This is a genomic window from Opitutaceae bacterium TAV5 (assembly GCA_000242935.3).
GTDB lineage: Bacteria > Verrucomicrobiota > Verrucomicrobiia > Opitutales > Opitutaceae > Geminisphaera.
Window position 1 is genome coordinate 7,254,035 of sequence record CP007053.1, and the last position, 19,367, is coordinate 7,273,401.

Sequence of the window (19,367 nt, forward strand, 5' to 3'; positions counted from 1 at the left end):
TACCGTCTCGAAAATGCCCAACCATTCCGATCCGCAAAACGCCGATGCCCAGCCGCCTGCCCCGCATAACCACGGCGGCGATTACAACGCTTCCCAGATCGAAAAGCTCGAAGGTCTCGAAGGCGTGCGCAAGCGCCCCGACATGTACATCGGCGACACCAACGAGCGCGGCCTGCACCACTGCGTGTTCGAGGTCGTCGACAACTCCATCGACGAGGCGCTCGCCGGCTACGCCACCGCGGTCAAGGTCGCCATCCATCTCGACGGCTCCTGCTCGGTCGAGGACGACGGCCGCGGCATCCCGGTCGATATCCACGAGAAGTACCAGATCCCCGCGCTCGAGCTCGTGCTCACCAATCTCCACGCCGGCGGCAAATTCGGCAAAGGCGCCTATCAGGTCTCCGGCGGCCTCCATGGCGTCGGCGCCAAGTGCGTCAACGCCGTCTCCGAGTGGTTCGTCGCCGAGGTGCGCCGCAACGGCAAGGTCTACCAGATGCGTTTCGCCCAGGGCCTCACCACGCAAAAGATGACCATCGTCGGCGAGACGAAAAGCACCGGCACCAAGATCACCTTCAAGCCCGACCCCGAAATCTTTCTCACCACCCGCGAGTTCGTTTACGAAATCCTCGCCAAGCGGCTCCGCGAACTCGCCTTCCTCAATCCCGGCGTGCGCATCGAGCTTTCCGACGAGCGTGCCCAGAAATCGGATACATTTTATTTCAAGGACGGCATCACCGAATTCGTCAAGTACCTCAACCAGAACAAGGTCATCCTCCACGACAAACCCATCACCTTCTCCGACTCCGTCGCCAACGAAAGCGACCCGTCCAAGCCGCCGATCACCGTGGATGTGTCGATGCAGTACAACGACAGCTACAACGAGCAGATCTACGCCTACGCCAACTCCATCTACAACATCGAGGGCGGCACCCACCTCTCCGGCTTCCGCAGCGCGCTCACCCGCGTCATCAACGCCTTCGCCAAGGCCAACAACCTTTTGAAGGAAAAAGACCCGCCCATCACCGGCGACGACTGCCGCGAGGGTCTCACCGCCGTCATCTCCGTCAAAGTCCCCGAACCCCGCTTCGAGGGCCAGACCAAGACCAAACTCTCCAACGGCGAGGTCGACGGCATCGTGCAAAAAATCGTCGGCGAGAAACTGAAGTTCGTCTTCGAGGCCACGCCCTCCATCGCCAAGCGCGTCATCGACAAGTGTCTCAATGCCGCGCGCGCCCGCGAGGCCGCGCGCAAGGCCCGCGAGACCGTCCGCAAGGGCGCCCTCTCCGGCGGCGGCCTCCCCGGCAAGCTCGCCGACTGCTCCGAGCGCGATCCCTCGCTCTGCGAAGTCTACATCGTCGAGGGCGACTCCGCCGGCGGCTCCGCCAAGCAGGGCCGCGACCGCCGCTTCCAGGCCATCCTCCCGCTCCGCGGCAAGGTCCTCAACGTCGAAAAAGCCCGTATCGACAAGGTGCTCGGCAACGAGGAAATCCGCACCATGATCACCGCCTTCGGCACCGGCATCGGCGAAGGCGACGACAGCGTCGGCGGCTTCAACATCGGCAAGGCCCGCTATCACAAGATCATCATCATGACCGACGCCGACGTGGACGGCTCGCACATCCGCACCCTGCTGCTCACGTTCATCTACCGCCAGATGCGCGGCCTCATCGAGAACGGCTACGTCTACATCGCCCAGCCTCCGCTCTACAAGATCAAGCGGAAGAAGCGTGAACAGTACGTCGACAACGACGACCAGATGAACCGCATCCTCCTCGAACTCGGCTCCGAGGACGTCACCCTCACCCGCCTGCGCGACAGCCTCACCTTCAACGAGGAGCAGATCGACCAGATCGTCGAAAACCTCTCCGCGCTCGAAAAACTCGGCGGCGGCGTCACCCGCTACGGCGCCTCGCTCGCCGACTACCTCGACCGCCACGACAAGGAGACGCAGGATCTTCCCCGCTACATCGCCCGCATCCGCGAAGGCAACAACGAGAGCCACGAATTCCTCCGCGACGAGGCCGCCCGCGCCGCCTTCGTTCTCGCCAACGGCCTCGATGCCGCCCTCTCCGAGGGCAACGGAGCCGACTCCGCCAATGGCGCCACGCCGCCCTCCGCCGCACCCGACGGCTCCGTGGATGCCCTCACGGTGCCGGCGCCCGCTCCTTTCTCCGGCGGCGGCGGCCGTCCCGCCTACGGCGTGAAGCGTATCACGATCCACGAGATTTTCGAGGCCACCGAAATGTCGAAAATCCTCCGCGCCATCGCCCGCGTCGGCCTCGACATCAACCAGTTCAGCGCCACCGCCGAATCCCGTTACGAACTCGCCGAAAACATCGGCCAGAAAAACGAGGTCCGCACGCCGCTCAACAGCCCGCTCGATATCGTCGCCCAGATCCGCGCCAACGGCCGCAAGGGCCTCAGCATCCAGCGTTACAAGGGTCTCGGTGAAATGAACCCCAAACAACTCTTCGAAACCACGATGGACCCGGAAAAGCGCCGTCTGCTCAAGGTCAACATCGCCGACGCCGCCAAGGCCGACGCGCTGTTCACCCTGCTGATGGGCGACGAAGTCCCGCCCCGCCGCCAGTTCATCGAGGACAACGCTCTCAACGTGCAATTCCTCGACGCATAACCCCCCCTCTCCGGATTGACCGCAGGCCCGACGTCGCCGTCCGGTCGCGCGCAGCCGGCGCCTTCCCCGAGGTCGCCGGCCAGCCCGCAACCCCATCCGGCCCCCCCCGGCACTTGACCCGCGGATCGTCCTCAACATCGTAAAACGGAACCAATATCGATATGCCTGTCACACTCTCATCAAAATACCAAGTGGTTGTTCCCGAAACAGTACGCAAAGCCCACGATTTCAAGCCCGGCATGAAATTCGAGTTCATTGACGATGGCGCCACCATCCGGTTTGTGCCTGTGCGCGGCCTCAAGACCCTGCGAGGATTCCTCAAAGGCCGCCTGAAAAGCTCCGATGTTGAACGCGAAGAAACAGACCGTCCTCTGTGAACCTGGTCGATTCCTCTGCCCTGATCGAATACTTCATGGACACCCCGCTCGGGGCGCGCTTTGCCACCGCCATCGAACAACGGGACAAACTCATCGTGCCCACCATCGTGATCTACGAAGTCACCAAACGAATACGCACCCAACTGGGTAAGGACACCTCCGACACCGTGCTTGCCGAACTGCTTGCCACCAACGTCGTGGCCCTCGATGCCAAACTCGCCTGCTCCGCCTCGCGCATCAGCACCGACCACAAACTCGCCATGGCCGATGCCATCATCTACGCCACCGCCCGGCATTACGACGCCACCCTCTGGACCCAGGACGAACACTTCAACGGCCTCCCCGGCGTCCGCTACTTTCCCAAAACCTCCACCTGACTTCTCCCCCATTCCATCCCTCCTGTTTCTCCCATCGTCCCCTCGCACCGATAACGCCACATGTACACCGCCAACGAAAAACTCTCCACGGCCAACATCACCGACATCATGCAGACGGCCTACATCGACTACTCGATGTCGGTCATCGTCTCGCGTGCCCTGCCCGATGCCCGCGACGGCCTCAAACCCGTCCAGCGCCGCATCCTCTACGCCATGCTCCGTGAAGGCCTCTACCACAACCGCGCCTTCACCAAGTGCGCCGGTGTCGTCGGCGAAGTGCTGAAAAACTACCACCCCCACGGCGACTCGTCCGTTTACGACACCCTCGTCCGCCTCGCCCAGCCCTGGGTCGTCCGCTACCTCCTCATCGACCCGCAAGGCAACTTCGGCTCCGTCGACGGCGACCCGCCCGCCGCCTACCGTTACACCGAGTGCCGCCTCCGCGACATCGCCGAATCCCTCCTCGCCGACATCGAGGAAGACACCGTGGACTTCGCCCCCAACTACAACGAATCCACCACCGAGCCCACCGTCCTCCCCTCCGCCCTGCCCAACCTGTTGATGAACGGCTCCACCGGCATCGCCGTCGGCATGGCCACCAACATCCCCCCGCACAACCTCCACGAACTCATCGCCGCCTCCGTCGCCGTCCTCGACAACCCGGCCACCTCCCTCGACGAACTCTGCCAGATCATCCAGGGCCCCGACTTCCCCACCGGCGGCGTCATCGCCGGCCGCGGCGGCATCGACTCCTACCTGCGCACCGGCAAGGGCATCGTCCGCATGCGCGGCCGCGCCCACACCGAGGAAAACAAGACCGGCGAGCAGATCGTCATCACCGAGATCCCCTACAACGTCAACCGCTCCACCCTCGTCGCCCGCATCGCCGAACTCGTCTCCGACAAACAGCTCGAAGGCATCCGCGACGTCCGCGACGAATCCGACGAGAACACTCGCATCGTCATCGAACTGAAACGCGGAGAACAATCCTCGCCCATCCTCAACCAGCTCTTCCAGAAAACCGCCCTCGAATCCTCCTTCGGCGTCACCCTGCTCGCGCTCGACCAGAAGCGGCCCAAGCAGATGAACATCCGCGAGCTGCTCGACTGCTACATCGACCACCGCCGCGACGTCGTCACCCGCCGCACCCGCTACCGCCTCAAACAGGCCGAAGACCGCGCCCACATCCTCGAAGGCTACAAGATCGCCCTCGACAACCTCGACGACTTCGTCCGCATCATCCGCGCCTCCGCCTCCCGCGCCGAGGCCAAGGAAAAACTCATGGCCAAGTACCCGCTCTCCGAGCGCCAGACCGACGCCATCCTCGAACTCCGCCTCTACCAGCTCACCGGCCTCGAACGCGACAAGATCGAAGCCGAGTACCTCGAACTCCTCAAAAAAATCGAGGAGCTCAAGATCATCCTCGAAAACGACTGGCGCCTGCGCGAGGTCATCAAGGAAGAACTCCTCGCCATGAAGGAAAAATACGGCGACGCCCGCCGCACCGAGATCATCGGCGCGCTCGGCGATTTCCGCATGGAGGACGTCATCCCCAACGAAGGCTGCGTCATCACCGTCTCCCACCTCGGCTTCATCAAGCGCACCCCCGTCGCCGACTACCGCTCCCAGAAACGCGGCGGCAAGGGCATCATCGGCACCGAGACCTACGAGGAAGATTTTGTGGAGCACCTCTTCACCGCCTCCACGCACGACTACATCATGTTCGTGACCAGTTCCGGCCAGTGCCTGGCCAAGAAGGTTTATGACGTGCCCGAAGGCGCGCGCACCACAAAGGGCAAGTCCGTATCCAGTTTCCTGCGACTGCGCGAAGGCGAGAAAATCGCCGCCATGCTCTGCTTCCAGGAATTTGTCGAAGACCGCTACCTCGTCATGGCCACCAAACGCGGGATTGTGAAGAAGACGCCGCTCTCCGACTACCTCGGCACCACGCGCAACCACGAAGGCGGCCTCATCGGCATCAACCTCGCCGAGGGCGACACGGTCATCGGCACGGTCCTCACGACGGGCAGCGACGAGATCATCCTCGTCTCGCACCAGGGCCTCGCCGTCCGCTTCCGCGAGCGCGATCCCGAGACCGGTGAAATCCTCTTCCGCCCCACCGGCCGCGCCACCGGCGGCGTCACCGGCATGCGCTTCAAGCTCGATAACGACCAGCTCGATGTCATCGAGGTCGTTGACCACTCGGCCAAATTCCTTGTCGCCAGCGAAGCCGGCCTCGGCGTGCGCACGCGCTTCGAGGACTACCGCCTCATCAACCGCGGCGGCCGCGGCGTCTGGGCGATCACCCTGCCCGAGGACAACTCGATCAACATCGCAGGAGCGCTCAGCGTGAAGGACGAGGACGAGATCATGCTCCTCACCGCCAAGGGCCAGAGCGTGCGCTGCCCGGTCCGCGACATCCGCGAAGTCAACCGCGGCGGCAAGGGCGTGAAACTCCTCACGCTCGCCGAGGGCGACAAGCTCCTCAGCATCGCCAAGGTCGTCGAGACCGAGGAAGAGCAGGAAGCCGCCGCCGCTGCCGCCGAAACGGCCGCCGCCGAAGCCGCATCCTCCGGTGAAGCCACCGACGCCGCCGCCGATACTCCTCCCTCCGACGAACCGCCTGCGCAGGAATAAAGTGAAAGTGGCGCGGGCGTCCCGCCCGCTGACGGCGAAGCCGCCGGATCGCGTGGCACGGGCTTCCAGCCCGTGAGCGTTGCCTCTCCGCGTGGCGCGGGCGTCTCGCCCGCTCCGGGAAAGCGTCAGCCGCGTGTCAGACGTGCGCCACTACGCCGCAGCGCGGCGCTGGCGAGGATCGCCAGCCCGGCCAGCGTCACATACGCGGCGGGTTCGGGCACCGCTCCCACCTCCGCCGTGCCCAGAATCACTGCGGAGCCCTCCGGCTCTATTGGGAAGTGAGCCACCGCCGCATTCACATATCCCCACCCGAAGGTCAGCGTCCCCGTCCATGCCGTATCGAAAATGTCCGTGCCGGTGAGCAGTTCGTTGGCGCTCCAGTCCAGGGTAATCGCGAGGTCCACGGTCTTCCCGGTGTAGTCGGCCCACGAGTTGCCAATCCCCACACCGAGAAAAATACCGGAGCCATCGGGAAAGAGCGGCGTGGAAACATATTCGGTGCCGACAAGCGCCTCGTAGGCGAACAGAGAGACCGTGCCTCCGTCAATTGTTCCCTCAATGTATCCGCTGCCGTGCATCAGGCTGTTCCCCAAAGCCGACGCGTCCGGGCCGGAAAGAAAATCCGTATATGGCTTCACGATTCCCGATGGCGAGGCCCATACGTAAAGATATTCCGAGGCACCGTTGCTGCCTGCCGTCGCGGGCCACTCGGGCCACTCGCCTGAAAGGTTGAAGGAAATACTCCTGGCCTCCAGTGAGGCGACGGTGATGGTAATGTCGGCGCGGGCCGCTGTCGCGGAGAGCGTCAGGACGGCGAGCGCGGCCACGGCGAGGCGGCTGTGCGAGTAAGGACGGACGCTGGTGGATATTCGATCGGGTTTCACAGGTTTGTTTTCGTTTCGGTGCTTTCGGTTTTTGTTCGTGGTCTGCTGACCAGATTCTTCCGTCATGCCGCATCCGATACCTCGCTTTGACCGCGCAGGCTCCCCGTCTGGCGAGAGAACGGCAGGCTCAACTATTAACCCCGAAAATGGGGGGGGGGGGGGGGGGCGGTATAGATATTATTGGATAATAACTTGTATATCAAACTTCCTGCCTGTGGCGAGGCGACATGACAGGCAACCGCTCCGAAAACCATCGTCGTGTGATATGTGGAGGAGGCCGGCATGTGGCGCAATAAAAGTGCTCCATTATGCCAGCTTTCCGGGAACCAGTCATGTCAGGCAAACACCTGATTTCTTCCGATCTTTCAGGCACGAGCGACGCTTGCGACGCCCGCGGCCAGCCGGATGGAGCACCTGTCCCGTTCGCAGGCCACAACGGGCGCATGACCAAAACCTTCCGCGTCCCTCCCGGCCTGTTCCCTTCCGATTATTCCTCCCCGAAGAAGAACCACACTTTCACCCATGGACCGTGAATGAATCACACTTTGCACATTCCCCATCACTCTTTTCACCTCCTCCCCGCGTTGCCTCCGTCCGTTCCCTGCTTCCGGTGCATTTGCCAGGACGGCGGATCGCATCACATAACCGCCAGTCAGTCCTCCCGCTCCTTCCACACCCGTTCGTTTCACCCATGCCTAAAATCACCCTTATCGGCGCCGGCTCGGTCGTGTTCGCCAAGAACCTGATCTCCGACATCCTCCAGTTTCCCGAATTGAGCGACACCACCCTCGCGCTCATGGACATTGATCCGGCCCGCCTCGAGACCGCCCGCGTCATGACCGAACGCGTCATCCGCAAACTCGGCGTCAAGGCCCGCGTCGAGGCCACCTCCGACCGCCGCAAGGCCATCGCCGGCGCGAACTACGTCATCTGCACCATCCAGGTCGGCGGCTACAAGCCCGGCACGGTCATTGATTTTGAAATACCGCACAAGTACGGCCTCCTCCAGACCATCGGCGACACCCTCGGCGTCGGCGGCGTTTTCCGCGGCCTGCGCACCATCCCCCGGATCCTCGAAATCGCGCGCGACATCGCCGACGTCGGTGCTCCCGGTTGCACCTTTCTCAACTACACCAACCCGATGGCGATGCTCTGCATGGCCGTCGATCACGCCGTCGGCGTCCCGACGGTCGGCCTTTGCCACAGCGTGCAGGGCACCAGCCAGCAACTCGCCGGCTACGCGGGGCTCGATTTCGACCACGTCACTTACCGCGTGGCCGGCATCAACCACATGGCGTTTTTCCTCGACTACAAATACCGTGGTCAGGACGCCTATCCGTTCCTTTTCAAACTCCTCGACGACCCCGCCTTCACGCAGGACAAGGTCCGTTTCGAGATGATGCGCCGCCTCGGCTACTTCGTCACCGAATCCTCCGAACACCAGAGCGAGTACAACCCCCACTTCATCCACCACGGCAAGGAGGTCATCAAAAAATTCGACATCCCCATCGACGAGTACCTGCGCCGCTGCGAATCCATCATCGCCACCTGGAAAAAAGCCGAGGCCGAGCTTATCGGCGCCGACGGCGACATCGTCGTCAATCCGCAGACGCACGAATACGGCAGCTTCATCATCCACTCGATGGAGACCAACACCCCGCGCGTCATCTACGGCAACGTCCCCAACCGGAATCTCATCACCAATCTCCCCCACCGCTGCTGCGTCGAGCTTCCGGTGCTCGTCGATGCGCAGGGCCTGCAACCCACGTACATCGGCGACCTCCCGCCGCAACTCGCCGCCATCTGCCGCACCAACATCAACGTGCAGGAGCTCACCGTCGCCGCCGCCCTCACCGGCAAGCGCGAGCACATCTACCATGCCGTGATGACCGACCCGCACGCCGCCGCCACCCTGCCGCTCGACAAGATCTGGGCCATGTGCGACGACCTCATCGAAGCCCACCAGAAAGCCGGCCTCCTCGGCGAGTACGCTCCCGTGATCAGCAACACCGGCCGCACCCGCGCCGGCACCGGCGACAAGGTCCTCGTCTCCCTGGAACCCGTCAAAACGCTCACCGCTCTCGACGCCGCCACACCGGTCGAATTTGTCCTGACCGCCACCAATCAGGGAGACAAACCCTTCAGCGGCCCGCTCGCCATCGAATCCGATCCCGTTGCCGTCACGCTCGGCGGCTCCGGCTCCGCTGCCGGCGGCAACACGCTCGCCCTCCCCGTCGGCCCCGGCAAGACCGTCAGCAAACGGATAAAACTCCGGCCCGCCGCCTCCGTTGCCAAAGGCCCCTTCACCGTGCGCGTCACGTCCTCCGATCCGCGCGTGCTCGGTCACGACTACGTCTTCAAGGAACGCCGCCTCGTCAGCGCCGCCGCCACCAAAACCGGCGCGCCCGTCGAGGTGCGTTTCATGGACAACAAACTCCTCTCCGCGCAACTGAAGCTCAACGGCACCGTGCTCGAACTCGCGGGCCGCGTCCTCGACACCGCGGTCAAGATCGACGAAGGCAGCCCTTGGACCGCGTCCGCCATCGAGCTCTTTGTGAACAGCGAACACGGCAGCCGGCTGCGCCAGTTTTTCCTGCTCCCGCGCGAAAAGGGAATCACGGTGCTCAACCGCGAACGCCAGCCGTTTGGCAAGAAAACCGCCACTGCGGCTTTCAAGGTGAAAATCGACAAGGGAGGTTATGATTTCACGCTCCGGCTCGATCTCGCCGCCCCGGGCGTGGAGGTGCTGGAGACCGGGAAGCCCGGCGCGTTTTTCCTCGACCTGATCGTGGCGGCCGGCGCGCTCGGCGACGCCCACAGCTCCTGCCGCGTCGGCTGGAACCGCAAACTCAACAGCTCCGCCACCTCGGCGCACTACGCCTTCGTCATCCCGTAGGGGCTTCGCTTGCGAAGCCCGCGCCTCCGGATGGCGCCGCCGTGGATGGCGGCGCCGTGGCACGGGCTTCCAGCCCGTAGGTTTGCGTGGCATGGCCATCCTGGCCATGTCTTCCGGAATCATGGGCAGGATGCCCATGCCGCATCGCCGCCCGCTCCACGCTTGCCAGCCGCCCGCCGGCGGAGTTGAAGTCGGCGGCATCATGGCCGTTTTCGGAACCCTCGACACTGTCCGCACGCAACTGCCCGCCACCCGCGGCTTCACGCTCGCCCTGGATTACGTGGCGCGCTGCCTCGATCCGCAATCGGACGAGCACCGCCGCATCCTCGGCCTGGCGGAAGGAGTCAACGAAACCGTCCAGCTCGGCGACGGTGTTTTCGCGATGGAGCAGGTTTACCGGACCAAACCCCGCAACGAAGGACGCTGGGAAGCGCACCGCGCCTACATCGACGTGCAGGTCATCCTCGCCGGCGAAGAGCTCATGGAAATCGCCGACACGCGCACGCTCCGCGTCGAGGAGGACCACACCCCGCAGCGGGACGTGATTTTTTTCCATGCTCCCGCCAGCCACGGCGACGCGGCCAGCGCCAGCGTCAGCACGCTCCACGCCGGCGCCGGTTTCAACGGCATCTTTTTTCCGGTCGACGCCCACCGTCCCTGCCTTGCGACCGGCGCCGCGCCCGCGCTCGTGCGCAAGACGGTCGTCAAGGTTCCGGTGGCCCTCGGCGGCGTGTGATGATCTCCGGACCCGGAATCCCGTGAATTACCGCCACCAGTTCCACGCCGGCAACTTTGCCGACGTTTTCAAGCATGCTGCGCTCGTGCAACTCGTCCGGTTTCTCCAGCGCAAGGAGAAGGGTTTTCTGTACCTCGACACCCACGCCGGCCGCGGCAGCTACGATCTCGCGGCGGCCGCCCGCGGCGACTCGCTCGCCCGCCAGCCGGAATGGCCCGATGGCATCGGCCGGCTCCTCGCCGCTCCGTCCGGGCCGGCAGACCCGGCTTCGCCCCGCCCCCGCCCTGCCGCCTCTGCGGGGCACGCCGCGCCTGCCGCTCCAACGCCACTGGCCGACTATATCGAACTCGTGCGGAGCCTCGCCGACACCGACGCCAGCGCCCCCGCCGCCTCCTCTCCCTCCCCTGCTGCTCCCCTGCGGATGTATCCCGGTTCGCCGCGCATCGTGCAGGCGTTGCTGCGTCCGCAGGACCGGATGACGCTTTGCGAGAAAGAACCCGGCGAGGCGGCCGCCTTGCAGGCGGAGTTTCGTCACCTGCCGCGCGTTTCGGTGCAGGCGCTCGACGGCTATACGGGAATCCGCGCCCATCTGCCTCCCCCCGAGCGACGCGCCCTGGTGCTGATCGATCCTCCCTACGAGGCGCAGGACGAACTGCAAAAAGTTGCCGCCGCCCTCCGCGAAGGCGTGCGACGGTTGCCGGGAGGGGTGTTTGCCGTCTGGTATCCCTTGACCGGGCGGGCGGGTACGGAGGCGTTTTTTACCGATCTGGCCCGCGCCTCTTCGCCTCCCCTTTTCGCTGTCGAACTGACGGTTGCCGGCGACCCGGAGGCCGCGGCGGCGGGCCTGTCGCTGCGAGGATGCGGCCTTGCGGTGCTCAATCCGCCGTGGGGAATCGCGCCGGTGCTCGAGTCACTCGCGGTGGACCTGGCGAGGCTGTTGGCGCGCCATCCCGGGGGCAGAGGAACCCTGAACTGGATCGTGCCGGAGGCATAGCTGAGGGCCGGGAGAAAAACTTCCGGGAAACTTCCGAAACCGCGCTTGACAGCGAAATCCCGACTCCTACGGTCAGCGCCCTTTCCCGATTTCCGGGGTGGTAGCTCAGTTGGTTAGAGCGTCTGCCTGTCACGCAGAAGGCCGCGGGTTCGAGTCCCGTCCATCCCGCCAGTTTTGAAACCCGTCCCTTGAAAAAGCGGACGGGTTTTTCATTGGTTCTGAAAATCCCCCCGGTTTTTTCCGTAAGTCTTCCTGAGCCTCTCCTGCTTCCGATGGCAAGGCATGGTCCCGAGTATGACAGGCTGTCCAGAAATCGTTGCCTTGTTTCAAATTCTTTGCGCAAATGAGCAGCCTTTTATCCCGACCAATTCTCACCATGAACCCGATCATCGACAGCAAAAAGCTCCTCGCCTTCCACACCCTCAGTCAGGTCCTCAGCTTCACCGCGACCGCCAGGGAACTGAATCTCACGCAATCGGCCATCAGCCATGCCATCGCCGGGCTGGAAAAGGATCTCGGCGTAAGGCTGTTCAACCGCCTCGGAAGAACCGTCACGATCACGGAGGCCGGAAGCTGCCTTCTGGTCCACACGAAGGCGATCCTTGAAGAAATGACCAGAACCCGGGAAAGTCTGGCCGGGCTGAAAAATAGCGGCATGGAATGACCGGGAGGGGCAATTTTCGAGGACGGAAATTCTCGCTGTAGATCAAAGCGAGAGGGCACAAAAAAGCCCTAAAGGTGTACCATCAGGGCTTCGCTTCTTTCTCTTTCATAAAATTGAATCAATGATCCTGTCCACAATCGCATTGGCCGCACCGTCCAGAGCACATTCAATCGGCTTCCTCTTTCCAATAATTGCGAGAACCGTACATCCAAGCCCGAGTGTTCCGATAAACAGGATGGCATAAATACTTATATCTTTGTGGTGAGAATAATACGAAAGCAGCAAAAAGAATACACCCAACAACAAACACAGTATACGTTTCCACGATTCAACCGTCTGGATACGAAGCTTCTGAATATCTTCTCTCGTTAATTTTTTCGATTCCGCACGTTTCCGGGCGCGGCGAATAGTCCTTGCCGCATGTTTTTCCAAAAATCGAAGATGCGATTCTTGGCTCATATTTCTGCCCAACGTCAAAAGATTGCCACAAAAAAGCACAAAAAATCTCTTTGCGCATAAAACCCTCCATCGCGCTTATAAGCGCACGGGAGATTCTCGCCGGGCAGATGGCAATCTTGTGTTTTTTGTGGCCATAGACTAATTTGCAATGCTTTAGCTGGCGGGCAACCTGCGAAAGCAGGGGGGACATAACAGCCAAAGACATTGGCGCTTGCGCCTTGTCAGTTTTTTCTCCCCGGATTCATGGTTCGTCCCGCTTCTGAACGACACAGAACAGATTACCGTCCGGATCCTCCAGCACCACATAGTCTGCTCCCTCCGGATAACGCCACGGGTAGCGTCGAGCACCCAGGCTGACCAATCGTTCCACTTCGTCATCCTGCCTGCTGGTATAGAGGTCGAGGTGAAGCCAGCTCCGGTGTCCAGCGCGCCGGTCGCGTGCCTGGAAAGAAAGATTCGGTCCTCTTCCTTGCGGATCGCAAAGAACCACCCAGTCATTGCTCGCCGGTTCACGCGGAATGTAGCGCAAAGCCTCCTTCCAGAATGCGACCATTTGCTTGAATTCGAAGCAATGTATCACGATTGATCCGACCCTCATGGTGCTTCCTTTTTTACCTGACATCGAAGATGCGCCCTGGAGGTAAGTGGCTGCATCGCCTTGTCAGGCTCCTTTCTTCATCAGGGTTTTGTCTTCTTTCTCTTCCACTTCGAGAATCAAGAGGTAGGTGCCGTATTCGTCCCGGATTAATCTAAATCCGTAGTGCAGGAATCCGCCTCCGCACTCAATAAACATATCCTTTCCACTTTTGGCTATGTAGGAATATGTGGCGGGCGCTATTATGGCGCGCAGATCAGCGGCCCTAATGTCTTCTGGGCCAAGTGAAGCGTCGCCAAGCAGTGATTCATATAGCCTGATGGCGGGCTCAAATAGTGCTTCGTAAACCTCCGGTTTCGAGATTCGCTTGATCTCACGTTGTATTTCGCCGGGGCCAGAATACAGGAGAACGCCAACGATTGCCGAGATGACGAGCAGGACTACACATAGAGCGATCCATCCAGCTTTTTCGGTGCGGTTCATAATTTTGCCTGACGTCAAAGATGCGCCCCGGAGGCAGCTGGCTGCATCGCCGTGTTAGGTTCATTTTCTTAATTTGGCTTCGTCGCGGCTCAGGACAAATGCAAAAGTAACCCCAAGGCAAGCAAGCGACAGTAGAGGGAGTGGTATCATAATGGATGATTGCGTAATGAAAATGCTCTCCGTTACCTCAATAGATTCAATTGGGGGCGTGGAGTCGAAGCTGGGCCCGCGACTAATTTCGGTCCACGAAAGAAGCAGCCAGAACCCCGCGAGGAAGACAAATCCTGGATTCTTTCGGTTTCGAAAACCGAAAGCACTAAGCAATACGCCCGCTACACCAATAGTGAGCACTGCTACGGTGTAGATTATTTCGGGACCAGGCATTGTTTTTTTCCTAGACATTATAGCTGAGGGCAAGAGCGATCTGTAAAAGGGAGCGCTTGTCCCCTAAGCGTGGGTTGCCCCGGGAAGCGGGGCCTATCCACAAGGCTGAGAGTATAACCCAAACAACCTGAAAACGAGGACAAGCGCATGAGAAAGACAGAGCACTATGTTGGACTGGATGTCCACAAAGATACAGTGATGGTGGCGGTGGCCGATGGCGGCCGCGAGGGCGAGGTTCGCCTTTACGGGCAGATCAGCAATGATTTGCACGCCATAGAGAAGGCGTTAAGGAAGATCGGATCGGACGGCGGGGCATTGCACGTGGCCTACGAGGCGGGGCCGACCGGCTACGTGATTTATCGCCGGTTGATGCAATTACAGATTGAGTGCGTGGTGGTGGCTGCATCGAAGACGCCGGTGGACAAGGCGGCACGGCGCAAGACGGACCGCCGGGATGCACAGATGCTGGCGCGGTTGCACCGGGCCGGGGAGTTGACCGCCGTGCACGTGCCGGACGCGGCGGACGAAGCCATGCGCGATTTGACCCGGGCCAGGGCGGACGCGGTGCACGACCTGACGCGGGCCCGGCAGCGCCTCAAGTCGTTTTTGTTGCGTCATGGTTATCGTTACTCGGGCAAGGCGAACTGGAGTGAGGCGCACCGTCGGTATCTGCGAGAGCTGGTGTTGCCGTTGCCGGGGCTCAAGGCGGTGCTCGAGGAATACCTTTTGGCCATCAGTCAGTGCGAGGACCGGGTGAACCGGCTGGAGCAATTGCTGGAATTGCAGGCGCCCTTGTGGCGCTTGTATCCGGCGGTCGAGGCTCTGATGACGCTGCGTGGCGTTCAATTGGTCGCCGCAGCCGTGCTGGTCGCAGAGTTGGGCGATATACGCAGGTTTACTCATCCGCGTGACCTGATGGCGTTTCTTGGGCTAGTGCCCAAGGAGGAAAGCTCGGGGCAAACCCGCAAACTCGGTTCGATCACCAAGGCCGGCAACGCCCATGCGCGCTGGATACTGGTCGAAATGGTCCAGCACGCCTGGTTACCGCCCAAGGTCTCCGCGCACTTGTCCAAACGGCAGGAAGGCCAGCCCGTGCACAGAAAAGAATTGGCTTGGAAGGTCCAGTTGCGGCTGCACAGCCGCGCATGGCACCTGAGCCGGCGCGGCGTGATGAAGCCCAAAATCACCGTGGCCCTCGCTCGCGAAATGGCCGGCTTTGTCTGGGCCATGCTCAAAACCGTCGACTGGGATCATATGACTCGCTGCGCATAAGCCAACCACGTCTGCGAAGAGGGGGAGGATGTTCTTTCAAAGGCCGAATGGCGGCACAAGTCAGGGACCGGGCGGCCGGCCCATGCATGTTGACGTTAGGGGCAGCGGTATCGGAGCCTATCCGTCCGCCACGCACGAGCCTAGGGCATGCGGGCAAGACGCACCAATGAACTGTCGGTAACCAACCCGCGTAGATCAGCACGATCACGGTTTACAGCCAGGATCACGCCAACCAACCCACGCACGCGTTTATCCTATAATCGACCGGTCCCTGTCCTGTGCCTCCATCGGCAAAATAGTTTATATAAACAGATACCTGATAAATCATTGGGCTGCCACTGCTTTTTCCCTCTTGCAGAATCGCAGCTAGATCAACGTCCAAGGTGAGCCGTGCGAGCGGGAGGGGAGCAAAAACCAAGAACCTTTACGACTACCTGCGAAGCAACAATCGTATTGGTTCCAGCGCCTTGTTTGGCTCTGATCAAAAAGTTACATTGCCGCTTTCAATGCCAATAACCAGAAGGGTAGCTTCTGGATTATTTAAAAAAACAGTTTCCAATCCAAAGCTCGGCGGGAGCTTCAAATCTTCAAAATAGAGGATGAGTAAAGGACTTCCTTTTTCCCCTTCCAACTCCTTCAGGTTAGCCTTTAGTGTGGTAAATCCATTTCGTCCTTTCAACCTAAGCTTATCTTTCGGAATATTTATAGTCCCACGTTCGCCAGAAAAGCCATTCAGATCATATGCATATGTTCGCCAGGAACCAATAATTTCACTGTCTTTTTGCTCAAGAAAAACAGTAGTTTCTGAGTCGATTCTGTATGGGCTCTTTTCAGTAATTTTTCCTGTGGTAATATAGCCTAAATGTCTTCTGTAGATCACTTCACCATTCTGGTGGACGGAAAGAGCTATCCTCAGTGGTTTCACATTGGAAAGCCCTTTGATTTCAATATAATATGGATCCAAATTAAAATGTGGGGCAAGATCATCCCATCTAGCTAAGCTAACTTTGCTTTCCAAGTATGGGTACTTACGTGTGTCACATCCAGTTATCCCCAGTATTATTGCTGTCAAGGTTACGTAAATTGCTATTAGCTGTTTCATGATTTTTGCCTAACAGTGGTATTGTGCCTTACTCGGTAAGGCTTTTGGGTAAGCCCACATCAAATTAGTTTCGTTGATAAATGGAGTAATTATACATCAATATATTTTTTCATTATCTTATGTAAATTTATTCAAACCGGTATTTGAATCGAATTAAGCTTTTGCAGGGACGTCGGACCGGCAAAGGCCAAACCGGGGAGAAAGGGGTGACTCGAATGAGGAATACCTATTTTGAATGGTACCGAGCTTCGCCCCGTCACGTCCCCGGAACAGAGAGGCAACCATCGGGAAAAAGCGGGTGAGGATGAAAGTGAAAGCCATGGGGAAGAAAACCAAGAGGAGGCTGCCAACCAGAGGCTCAAAGCTGAATCCGGCGCCCAAGTTGGCGGATTCATGGAATGAAGACAAGCCTGTGCTGCTCGCAACGATCTGAAAGCAAGAGAATTGCAAGTACGAATGCAATGACCCCCTGACACTCTTTTTACCTGAAGTTCAGAACAGAGAGGAAAATGGATGAAAGAATGATGCTGAAGAGCGGGATTTCGCTCGGGGAAAATACCATTTTCCCCGAGCCACCAAAGGGTCACCGGACGTAACAAATAAACGTAAGCCGTTGATTTTCCTGTCCAGAAAAGCAGCGTCGAATCCTGACTATCCCGCCAGTGTTGAAAACTCGTCCCGTTGAAAAGCGAGCGGGAGTTTCATTTACCGCCCTTCATCCCGGAGGCCGAAGTGGCAAGAAATCTGACAATCCGCAGGCCGGAAAAACAGATTCGACTCCGGGTCCGGCACCCGAAGGATTGCCGGCCACATGACCGGCGATCCCGCTGCCACTCCAGGAAAGAAAGCTCTCCAGCTCGGACTCTGCCTCGGCGCGCTCGGCGTCGTCTTCGGCGACATCGGCACCAGCCCGCTCTACACCATGAAGGAGTGCATGGCCACCTTGCCGCCCGCGGATCGCGCGGAAGGCGTGTTTGGCGTCCTTTCCCTCATTTTCTGGGCTCTCATCCTCGTCGTCTGCATCAAGTACATTCGCTATGTGCTGCGGGCCGACAACCGCGGCGAAGGCGGCATCTTCGCCCTCCTCGCCCTCAGCCAGGTGCGCCAGGGCAAGAACGACGGCAACCCCCCCGGCGCCCCGGCCGGCGATGACAGCCGTGACAAAAAACGCCATGTCATCGGCCCGACCCTGTTCGTGATCCTTTTCGGTGCGGCGCTGCTCTACGGCGACAGCGTGATCACCCCCGCCATCACCGTGCTCAGCGCGGTGGAGGGTTTGCGCGGCGTGAGCAGTTTTTTTGCCGGTGACGATGCCCAGAGCCGCATCGTCCTCATCACCTGCGTGATTCTGGCCGTGCTGTTCCGCTTCCAGCACAAGGGCACCCACGTTATCGGCTCCATTTTCGGGCCGGTCATGCTCGGATGGTTTCTGGTCATCGGACTGCTCGGAGCCTGGCACCTGTGGGACGAGCCACATATTCTCATGGCGCTCAATCCCGCCTACGGCATCGCTCTTCTGGTCAGCCACCCGGCAGGCGCGGCCACGTTGCTCGGCTCCGTCGTGCTGGCCGTGACCGGCGCCGAGGCGCTCTACGCCGACATGGGGCACTTCGGCCGCCCTGCCATCTCGCGGGCCTGGTTCCTGGTCGCGTTGCCCGGGCTTCTGCTCAACTACTTCGGCCAGGGCGCCAATATCCTCAAGCACCTCCAGCGCGGAGCCGATGTGGTGAACCCGTTTTTCGAGCTCGTGCCCCCCGGCCTGCCGCGGGCCGCGCTCACGTTGCTCTCGGCCTGCGCCGCCGTCATCGCCAGCCAGGCCGTGATCTCGGGCGCCTATTCGCTGACACGCTCGGCCATCCAGCTCGGCTATTTCCCGCGCCTCAAGGTCACCCACACCAGCGCCGAGCTCGCCGGACAGATCTACGTGCCGCTCATCAACACCGCCCTCGCGATTCTCTCCATCGGCGTCGTCATCCTGTTCGGCACGAGCGACCGGCTGGCGGCAGCCTACGGCATCGCCGTCACGGGCACGATGATCGTCACGACATTCGCGTTTTTCCGCGTCACCCGTTTCCGCTGGCACTGGCCGCTGTGGAAATCGGTCGGACTGTGCGCCGGTTTCTTCGCCATCGACGCCGCGCTCTTCGGCTCGACGCTCCACAAGTTCATGGACGGCGGCTGGCTCCCCCTCGGCATCGCCCTGGCCGTCATCGCCATCATGCACACCTGGAAAACCGGACGAAACGAGATCCAGGAGCGCGTGTACAACGGAGCGACCATGGATCTCGAACTCTCCGATATCGCCAGGAGCAAGAATATCGTCCGCGTCCCCGGCTCCGCCGTCTTCATGGTGGGCACCCCCAAGGGCACCCCGCTCGCGCTCCTGCATCACCTCAAGGCCAACAAGTGCCTCCAGCAAAACGTCGTCCTCCTCACCATCATCACTGACGAGGTGCCGCACGTGGAAGAGGAGGAGCGCATGACCCTCGAACTCCTCGGCGAAGGCGTCTGGCGGGCCACCGGCCGTTACGGCTACATGGAGCAGCCCAATGTCGCGAAAATCTGTGAACGCATCGCCCACCAGGGCGTGCCGCTCAACCTCCGGACGACGACCTTCTTCTTCAACCGCGAGATGATCATCGGCGGCGGCACGGCGCGGATGTTCGAGTGGCAGAAAAATCTCTACGCCTTCCTCAGCCGCAACGCCCGTCCGGTAAAAGACTATTACCAGATCCTGCCGACCCAGATCATCGAGATCGGCCTGCCCGTGCAGTTGTAAACGATGCGGCGCAGGCGCTCTGGCGCTCCGCCAGTGGCGGCGGCCGCCGCCAGCGTTTCCCTCCGGCCCGCCGCGCGGGATCCTTCCCTCTGC

16 protein-coding genes and 1 tRNA gene are annotated in these 19,367 nt (G+C 60.8%); 14 read left to right on the forward strand and 3 right to left on the reverse strand.

Annotated features, from left to right (window positions below):
- Nucleotides 1–13 precede the first annotated feature (13 nt).
- The 4 genes from OPIT5_30590 (at nucleotide 14) to OPIT5_30605 (ending at nucleotide 6,026) form a co-directional block, all read left to right on the forward strand.
- Nucleotides 14–2,635 (forward strand): DNA gyrase subunit B, encoded by a 2,622-nt coding sequence (locus OPIT5_30590; protein AHF93873.1) that lies wholly within the window; start codon nucleotides 14–16, stop codon nucleotides 2,633–2,635.
- A 161-nt stretch (nucleotides 2,636–2,796) separates the two neighbouring features.
- The gene (locus tag OPIT5_30595) at nucleotides 2,797–3,012 is read left to right on the forward strand and encodes an AbrB family transcriptional regulator (protein ID AHF93874.1); all 216 of its coding nucleotides are present in this window, start codon (nucleotides 2,797–2,799) and stop codon (nucleotides 3,010–3,012) included.
- Nucleotides 3,009–3,389 carry a twitching motility protein PilT gene (locus OPIT5_30600; GenBank protein ID AHF93875.1) on the forward strand — a complete coding sequence of 127 codons (381 nt, stop codon included), beginning with the start codon at nucleotides 3,009–3,011 and terminating at the stop codon, nucleotides 3,387–3,389. Before OPIT5_30595 ends, OPIT5_30600 begins: the two co-directional genes overlap by 4 nt.
- 60 nt (nucleotides 3,390–3,449) lie before the next feature.
- Nucleotides 3,450–6,026: a DNA gyrase subunit A gene (locus tag OPIT5_30605; protein ID AHF93876.1), complete on the forward strand. Its 2,577-nt coding sequence runs from the start codon at nucleotides 3,450–3,452 to the stop codon at nucleotides 6,024–6,026.
- Nucleotides 6,027–6,151: 125 nt separating this feature from the next.
- Here OPIT5_30605 and OPIT5_30610 read toward each other — a convergent pair whose 3' ends face one another.
- Nucleotides 6,152–6,853, reverse strand: coding sequence for a hypothetical protein (locus OPIT5_30610; protein AHF93877.1), 702 nt, complete (start codon nucleotides 6,851–6,853; stop codon nucleotides 6,152–6,154).
- Between the two features lie 389 nt (nucleotides 6,854–7,242).
- Here OPIT5_30610 and OPIT5_30615 point away from each other — a divergent pair, with 389 nt between their 5' ends.
- The 7 genes from OPIT5_30615 (at nucleotide 7,243) to OPIT5_30645 (ending at nucleotide 13,245) form a co-directional block, all read left to right on the forward strand.
- The gene (locus tag OPIT5_30615) at nucleotides 7,243–7,443 is read left to right on the forward strand and encodes a hypothetical protein (protein AHF94944.1); all 201 of its coding nucleotides are present in this window, start codon (nucleotides 7,243–7,245) and stop codon (nucleotides 7,441–7,443) included.
- Nucleotides 7,444–7,601: 158 nt separating this feature from the next.
- The gene (locus OPIT5_30620) at nucleotides 7,602–9,806 is read left to right on the forward strand and encodes an alpha-galactosidase (protein ID AHF93878.1); all 2,205 of its coding nucleotides are present in this window, start codon (nucleotides 7,602–7,604) and stop codon (nucleotides 9,804–9,806) included.
- A 91-nt stretch (nucleotides 9,807–9,897) separates the two neighbouring features.
- Entirely contained in the window at nucleotides 9,898–10,542 is a 645-nt protein-coding gene (locus OPIT5_30625) for a hypothetical protein (GenBank protein AHF93879.1), read from the forward strand.
- A gap of 22 nt (nucleotides 10,543–10,564) precedes the next feature.
- Complete coding sequence (locus OPIT5_30630; protein ID AHF93880.1) at nucleotides 10,565–11,536, forward strand: external DNA catabolism protein; 972 nt, start codon at nucleotides 10,565–10,567, stop codon at nucleotides 11,534–11,536.
- Between the two features lie 94 nt (nucleotides 11,537–11,630).
- A tRNA-Asp gene (locus OPIT5_30635) sits at nucleotides 11,631–11,707 on the forward strand.
- Nucleotides 11,708–11,912: 205 nt separating this feature from the next.
- Nucleotides 11,913–12,200, forward strand: a complete 288-nt coding sequence (locus tag OPIT5_30640; protein ID AHF93881.1) for a LysR family transcriptional regulator — start codon at nucleotides 11,913–11,915, stop codon at nucleotides 12,198–12,200.
- Between the two features lie 670 nt (nucleotides 12,201–12,870).
- Nucleotides 12,871–13,245 (forward strand): hypothetical protein, encoded by a 375-nt coding sequence (locus tag OPIT5_30645; GenBank protein AHF94945.1) that lies wholly within the window; start codon nucleotides 12,871–12,873, stop codon nucleotides 13,243–13,245.
- Nucleotides 13,246–13,320: 75 nt separating this feature from the next.
- On the opposite strand, the gene OPIT5_30650 is transcribed toward OPIT5_30645, so the two are convergent.
- Entirely contained in the window at nucleotides 13,321–13,737 is a 417-nt protein-coding gene (locus OPIT5_30650; GenBank protein AHF94946.1) for a hypothetical protein, read from the reverse strand.
- A 531-nt stretch (nucleotides 13,738–14,268) separates the two neighbouring features.
- Between OPIT5_30650 and OPIT5_30655 the strand changes: the two genes are divergently transcribed.
- Together OPIT5_30655 and OPIT5_30660 are read left to right on the forward strand one after the other, a co-directional pair.
- On the forward strand, nucleotides 14,269–15,393 hold the full coding sequence (locus OPIT5_30655; GenBank protein AHF93882.1) for a transposase: 1,125 nt from the start codon (nucleotides 14,269–14,271) through the stop codon (nucleotides 15,391–15,393).
- 862 nt (nucleotides 15,394–16,255) lie between these two features.
- Nucleotides 16,256–16,393: a hypothetical protein gene (locus OPIT5_30660; GenBank protein ID AHF94947.1), complete on the forward strand. Its 138-nt coding sequence runs from the start codon at nucleotides 16,256–16,258 to the stop codon at nucleotides 16,391–16,393.
- Between the two features lie 255 nt (nucleotides 16,394–16,648).
- Here OPIT5_30660 and OPIT5_30665 read toward each other — a convergent pair whose 3' ends face one another.
- Nucleotides 16,649–16,945 carry a hypothetical protein gene (locus OPIT5_30665; GenBank protein AHF94948.1) on the reverse strand — a complete coding sequence of 99 codons (297 nt, stop codon included), beginning with the start codon at nucleotides 16,943–16,945 and terminating at the stop codon, nucleotides 16,649–16,651.
- A gap of 361 nt (nucleotides 16,946–17,306) precedes the next feature.
- Between OPIT5_30665 and OPIT5_30670 the strand changes: the two genes are divergently transcribed.
- On the forward strand, nucleotides 17,307–19,274 hold the full coding sequence (locus OPIT5_30670; GenBank protein ID AHF93883.1) for a potassium transporter: 1,968 nt from the start codon (nucleotides 17,307–17,309) through the stop codon (nucleotides 19,272–19,274).
- Nucleotides 19,275–19,367 lie beyond the last annotated feature (93 nt).

Coding starts and splice junctions, on each gene's coding strand:
- OPIT5_30590 (AHF93873.1), top strand. CDS start 14: ATGCCCAACCATTCCGATCCGCAAAACGCCGATGCCCAGCCGCCTGCC.
- OPIT5_30595 (AHF93874.1), top strand. CDS start 2,797: ATGCCTGTCACACTCTCATCAAAATACCAAGTGGTTGTTCCCGAAACA.
- OPIT5_30605 (AHF93876.1), top strand. CDS start 3,450: ATGTACACCGCCAACGAAAAACTCTCCACGGCCAACATCACCGACATC.
- OPIT5_30615 (AHF94944.1), top strand. CDS start 7,243: ATGTCAGGCAAACACCTGATTTCTTCCGATCTTTCAGGCACGAGCGAC.
- OPIT5_30620 (AHF93878.1), top strand. CDS start 7,602: ATGCCTAAAATCACCCTTATCGGCGCCGGCTCGGTCGTGTTCGCCAAG.
- OPIT5_30625 (AHF93879.1), top strand. CDS start 9,898: ATGGCCATCCTGGCCATGTCTTCCGGAATCATGGGCAGGATGCCCATG.
- OPIT5_30640 (AHF93881.1), top strand. CDS start 11,913: ATGAACCCGATCATCGACAGCAAAAAGCTCCTCGCCTTCCACACCCTC.
- OPIT5_30650 (AHF94946.1), bottom strand. CDS start 13,737: ATGAACCGCACCGAAAAAGCTGGATGGATCGCTCTATGTGTAGTCCTG.
- OPIT5_30655 (AHF93882.1), top strand. CDS start 14,269: ATGAGAAAGACAGAGCACTATGTTGGACTGGATGTCCACAAAGATACA.
- OPIT5_30660 (AHF94947.1), top strand. CDS start 16,256: ATGTCTTCTGTAGATCACTTCACCATTCTGGTGGACGGAAAGAGCTAT.
- OPIT5_30670 (AHF93883.1), top strand. CDS start 17,307: ATGACCGGCGATCCCGCTGCCACTCCAGGAAAGAAAGCTCTCCAGCTC.